Origin of the sequence: Mesorhizobium sp. CAU 1741 (genome assembly GCF_039839275.1) — a bacterium.
In the GTDB taxonomy this organism is placed as follows: Bacteria; Pseudomonadota; Alphaproteobacteria; order Rhizobiales; family Rhizobiaceae; genus Aerobium.
In genome coordinates this window covers 1,623-5,890 of record NZ_JBDOQP010000011.1, presented here as the reverse complement: position 1 = coordinate 5,890, position 4,268 = coordinate 1,623, and the positions used below count along the sequence as shown (strand labels likewise).

The window sequence follows — 4,268 nt, the reverse complement described above, 5'->3', positions numbered from 1 at the left end:
AACTTCACCGACCGGATCAAGGAATTCCGCGACGAGATGCGGCTTTCCGCTTCCTCGCCGCTCGGGCAGCGCGACCAGATGGAAGAAGCGCTCAAGCAGTTCCGCGAGACAGCTGCCCTTGCGGGTGGCGAGGGTGAAGACGCCATCGCGGCGCAGGAGAAGCTCACCAGCGTCAGTCAATCGGCGCTCGACGAGGCCAAGGCCTATTACGCCTCGAGCGCGGCCTATGCTGCGATCTGGAACGAGATCGACCAGACCCTAGCCGGTGTCGAGAGCAAGGCCGGCCGGCAGCTAACCGAAGCACAGCAGCAGCTCACGGCGCTTGAAGACCTCGTCTCGGGCTGGATCACGATCAACGACAGCGTGCTGTCGGTCGAGGCGGCGATTGCCGAACTGGCCGGTGCCGTCTCGGTGCGTGACAAGGCTCTGCAGGACCAGATCGACGCTGCGAAAAACTCGGGCGCCGAGACGCGCACTGCCGAGATCGCGGCGCTCTATCAATCGATCCTCGGGCGCGCCGGCTCTTCGTCGGAAGTCGGCTGGTGGGCTGGCACGACCAAGAGCATGGATACGATCCGCGCGGACATGGAATGGGCGAAGGCTCATGGCGCAATGCGCTATGGCGGCATCGTCGGGGCCTATGCGAACGGCGGTGTCGTCGGCAACGGCATGTTCAACGTGGACAGCGTGCTCGCGCGTTATGCCGGTGGTGGATCGATTGCGCTTGCCGGCGGTGAGGGCGTTCTGACGGCGCCTGCCATGCGCAATATCGGCGCGGAAAACCTCGCCTACATGAACACCAATCGCTCGCTGCCGGGGAATGACAATGGCGCGGTCGTGCGCGAGCTTCAGGCGTTGCGCGAGGATATGCGCGGGCTCAAGGCGGAAAATGCGCGGCTCGCCACGGCTATGGCGTCCACCGGCAATCAGACGGTTACCTTGCTCAAGCAGGGCAATGATCAACGCGAGGAGGCGGTCACCCAGCAGAAGCTGGCGGGGTCTCGTCCGTAAGGAGCTCTAATCGTCCCAGTCTTCTTCCACGTGAGCAAGCGCGGCAGCGAGGACTTCGCGGACGCGCTTCCTAGCGGCTGGTATGATCTCATCGTCTCTCATTCCGGCAGTATCTATTAGAACCTGAACAGGGAAGTGATCGCCATCGACAGAGAAACGGTAGCGCACCATGACGAGACTGCCGTCCCTGTCGCGGTCGCGTAGCGTGGCATATTCCTCGTTGCTGTAGCCTTTGATGATCTCACGGTCGATGACCGCCAGTTTGACCGAAGTTTCCATTTTCATCCTCCCATCTCCGGCCGGCATCGAACCATGCCGCCTGACGGGAGTCGACCTACCAAACAGGAGCGCCAGCCATGGCAGTCAATCCTTCGGCGTCCGGCAGGACGGCGATCCTTACCGCATTGCGGGACCTTGTCGCGGACGGCACGCTCGAGCTGATCTCGGCCGGCAATGCGGTGCTTGCCGTGTTCCAGTTGACCGACACGGGCGGAACGATCGACGGCGATGACTGGGAAGTCGCCTTCGACGCGACCGAAGTGGTGGGGACCGCAGCCGCTGGCGCGGGCGTCAATGCCACGGCGGCGCGCTTCAAGGATTCCGGCGGCAATATCGACATCTCCGGCCTGACGGTCGGGCTGACAGGCAGTGGCGCCGATATCGAGCTGGGCAACGTCTCGATCACGGAAGATCAGCCGGTCGAACTGACGTCGTCCATCATCTCCTATCCGGGCGCCTGATCATGGCTGTGCTCGCCAATATGGCGCGGATGACGACCGCGACGACCGGCACGGGTACGATCACGCTCGGCGAGGCGGTCGATGGGTTCCTGACCTTCGCGGAGGCCGGCATCACGAACGGCCAGACCGTCAGCTACGCGATCGAGGATGGCACGGCGCGCGAGGTCGGGACCGGCGTCTACACGTCGAGCGGCACGACGCTGACGCGCACGGTGGTGAACAGCACCAACGCCGACGCGGCGATCAGCCTGTCCGGTCTTGCCGAGGTGTTCATCACGCCGCTGGCGGCTGATTTCTTCACGGGCGATTATAACGACCTGGCCAACAAGCCGACGCTTGGCACCGCCGCTGCGGAGGATATAGGCGCATTCGCCACAGCCGCTCAAGGCTCGCTGGCCGATAGCGCGGTGCAGCCGGGGGATTTGGCGCCCGTCGCAACATCTGGCGACTACGATGACCTGTCGGGCAAGCCCACGATACCGGTTGTCTCGGACACGGCCTATAACGCCACTTCTTGGAACGGCGACACCGACGCTCCTACCAAGAACGCGGTGCGCGACAAATTCGAGACGCTTGGGTCTCTGTCTACGGCGAACAGCATCAACAATGGCAACTGGTCCGGCACCGATCTTGCTATCACGAACGGCGGTACGGGCCAATCTTCGGCTTCTGCTGCATTTGATGCTCTGAAGCAGAACGCGACCACGTCCGCGACCGGCGTTGTTGAGCTCGCTACCGATGCGGAATTGCGAGCCGCGACAGCCGGCAAGGTCATCACCACGGACCAGATCGAAAGCGCGTCGGCTCTAGGCACGCTGACCGATGCCACGACGGTCGCGATCGACTGGGACGCGTTCATCAATGCTAATCTCGTAGTCACGGCCAACCGGACCATCGGCAATCCGACCAACGTGCAGCCGGGCACGACGCGATCGTTCTGGGTGTTCGGCAACAGCGCCACTGAGCGGGTGCTATCGTGGGGCTCCAACTATGCCGGCCCGCTTCCTGAGGAAACCGTCACCAGCTCCATGGGGATTCTGGTCACTCTCATTGCCCGCTCCACTACGGATATCGACGTGACGTGGAAAGCGAGGGAGGCATGATCCTCCCCGGTATGATGCGTCCGCTGATGATGCAGGGTGGTGTGGGTTTCCTGCCGATCGAAGGCACGTGGAACCCGAGCGATAAGGATGCGGCGATTTCGCTTTCGAACGGGAACCTGACAGCGTCTCTCATTGGCATCAGTGCCGCGCGTGGCGCAAGGGCTACGAATTCAGCCTCGTCCGGCAGGGTCTATTGGGAGATCACCACAGACGCAGGTAATCCTTACGTAGGCCTCGGCAATGCGGCAGCTCCCACGAATACCTACCCCGGGAACGCAAACGACGACGGCATGGGCTATCAGAACAACGGATCGGTGAGAAAGAACGGCACTGTCGCGGTGCTCGACAGCTACACAACCGGCGATGTGATCGGCGTGCTGGTCGATATCGACAATCTCAAGGTCTACTTCTCGAAAAACGGCGTCTGGCAGAACTCCGCCGATCCTGACGCGGGCACGGGCGGCATCGACACGATGGCGGGACCCATTTTCCCGATGGGCGGGTTCACCTCCAACACGATCCTCACCGCCAATTTCTCCGGCCCCTTCACTTACCTGTAGGCTGATCATGACCCGCTACACCCATCCCGACCTTGCCGGCTTCCTGAGCCCGGCAGCCTTCACCTTGGACGGCATCCAATATCCCCGCGTGTGGTGGAAGACCGTCGATGCGCAGGACATCATCGCGCTCGGCTTTGTCGAGTATGTGCCGCCCGAGCCCGAGCCGGTCCCGCCGTCTCCTCCGGTGCCGTCGATCGTGGCCTCCGGCGTCTTCACAATCTCCAATGGCTGGATCGAGGCTGTAGGGGCCGCTTCCGGCATCGGCATGGCGTTTCCCATCGATGTCGGAATCTACTGGCTGTTCTTCTCCGATGCACAGCCCGACCTTTCCTATGCCACCTACGTCAGCGCATCGTCGGGGCAGATCAACATCTCGTCGCGGTCCACGGACTATGTCGAGCTGTGCGTGACGGACGGGGGAGTGCCCGTCGATCCATCAGAGTTTTCCATCAACATCGTGAGATCAAAATGAGCGAGGACCAAATGAGAGTCGTCTGCGAATATCCTGTCGGCACGCTGCGCACCGCGCTCGCGGTCGACAACATCACCATGGTTGCCATGACGCTTCGCCAGATGCCGGGCGTCGGCCAGCCGTTCCTTGCGTTCGCCAGCCTGTCTGGCCCGGCGGTCATGGCGGATTTCGATCTGCACCCGGATTGGGCCGGCCATGGCAATCTGGTCACCAATGACGTGGCCAAGAATGCCGCAATGGTCCAAGCCATGCTCGACAACCCGCCTCTCGACGCGATCGTGCTCTAAAGCATGCTTGGTCACGGCGCTCTCGGGCAAAACGCACTCGGGCAGGGGGATGGCGCACCGCCGCCCCCCGGCCTCCTGCGCGCGACCTTTGCGCC

Annotated in this window: 7 protein-coding genes; 6 read left to right on the top strand and 1 reads right to left on the bottom strand. The window is 62.6% G+C overall.

What is annotated here, in order from left to right; translation table 11 throughout:
• The coding region (locus AAFN84_RS24760; protein ID WP_347517409.1) for a hypothetical protein at positions 1 to 1,011 on the top strand (1,011 nt) is incomplete at its 5' end.
• Positions 1,012 to 1,017: 6 nt separating this feature from the next.
• Here the strand turns inward: AAFN84_RS24760 and AAFN84_RS24755 are convergent.
• Complete coding sequence (locus AAFN84_RS24755) at positions 1,018 to 1,296, bottom strand: hypothetical protein (RefSeq protein WP_347517408.1); 279 nt, start codon at positions 1,294 to 1,296, stop codon at positions 1,018 to 1,020.
• Positions 1,297 to 1,367: 71 nt separating this feature from the next.
• Between AAFN84_RS24755 and AAFN84_RS24750 the strand changes: the two genes are divergently transcribed.
• The 5 genes from AAFN84_RS24750 to AAFN84_RS24730 are packed head-to-tail and all read left to right on the top strand — an operon-like array spanning position 1,368 to position 4,173.
• A complete protein-coding gene (locus tag AAFN84_RS24750) occupies positions 1,368 to 1,751 on the top strand; it encodes a hypothetical protein (RefSeq protein ID WP_347517407.1) in 384 nt (127 codons plus the stop codon).
• Between the two features lie 2 nt (positions 1,752 to 1,753).
• The gene (locus AAFN84_RS24745) at positions 1,754 to 2,854 is read left to right on the top strand and encodes a hypothetical protein (protein ID WP_347517406.1); all 1,101 of its coding nucleotides are present in this window, start codon (positions 1,754 to 1,756) and stop codon (positions 2,852 to 2,854) included.
• Complete coding sequence (locus AAFN84_RS24740) at positions 2,851 to 3,414, top strand: SPRY domain-containing protein (RefSeq protein WP_347517405.1); 564 nt, start codon at positions 2,851 to 2,853, stop codon at positions 3,412 to 3,414. Before AAFN84_RS24745 ends, AAFN84_RS24740 begins: the two co-directional genes overlap by 4 nt.
• Positions 3,415 to 3,421: 7 nt before the next feature.
• On the top strand, positions 3,422 to 3,886 hold the full coding sequence (locus tag AAFN84_RS24735) for a hypothetical protein (protein ID WP_347517404.1): 465 nt from the start codon (positions 3,422 to 3,424) through the stop codon (positions 3,884 to 3,886).
• Positions 3,883 to 4,173, top strand: a complete 291-nt coding sequence (locus AAFN84_RS24730; protein WP_347517403.1) for a hypothetical protein — start codon at positions 3,883 to 3,885, stop codon at positions 4,171 to 4,173. The genes AAFN84_RS24735 and AAFN84_RS24730 overlap by 4 nt, the downstream gene beginning before the upstream one ends.
• Positions 4,174 to 4,268 lie beyond the last annotated feature (95 nt).

Coding starts and splice junctions, on each gene's coding strand:
- AAFN84_RS24755 (WP_347517408.1), bottom strand. CDS start 1,296: ATGAAAATGGAAACTTCGGTCAAACTGGCGGTCATCGACCGTGAGATC.
- AAFN84_RS24740 (WP_347517405.1), top strand. CDS start 2,851: ATGATCCTCCCCGGTATGATGCGTCCGCTGATGATGCAGGGTGGTGTG.
- AAFN84_RS24745 (WP_347517406.1), top strand. CDS start 1,754: ATGGCTGTGCTCGCCAATATGGCGCGGATGACGACCGCGACGACCGGC.
- AAFN84_RS24735 (WP_347517404.1), top strand. CDS start 3,422: ATGACCCGCTACACCCATCCCGACCTTGCCGGCTTCCTGAGCCCGGCA.
- AAFN84_RS24750 (WP_347517407.1), top strand. CDS start 1,368: ATGGCAGTCAATCCTTCGGCGTCCGGCAGGACGGCGATCCTTACCGCA.
- AAFN84_RS24730 (WP_347517403.1), top strand. CDS start 3,883: ATGAGCGAGGACCAAATGAGAGTCGTCTGCGAATATCCTGTCGGCACG.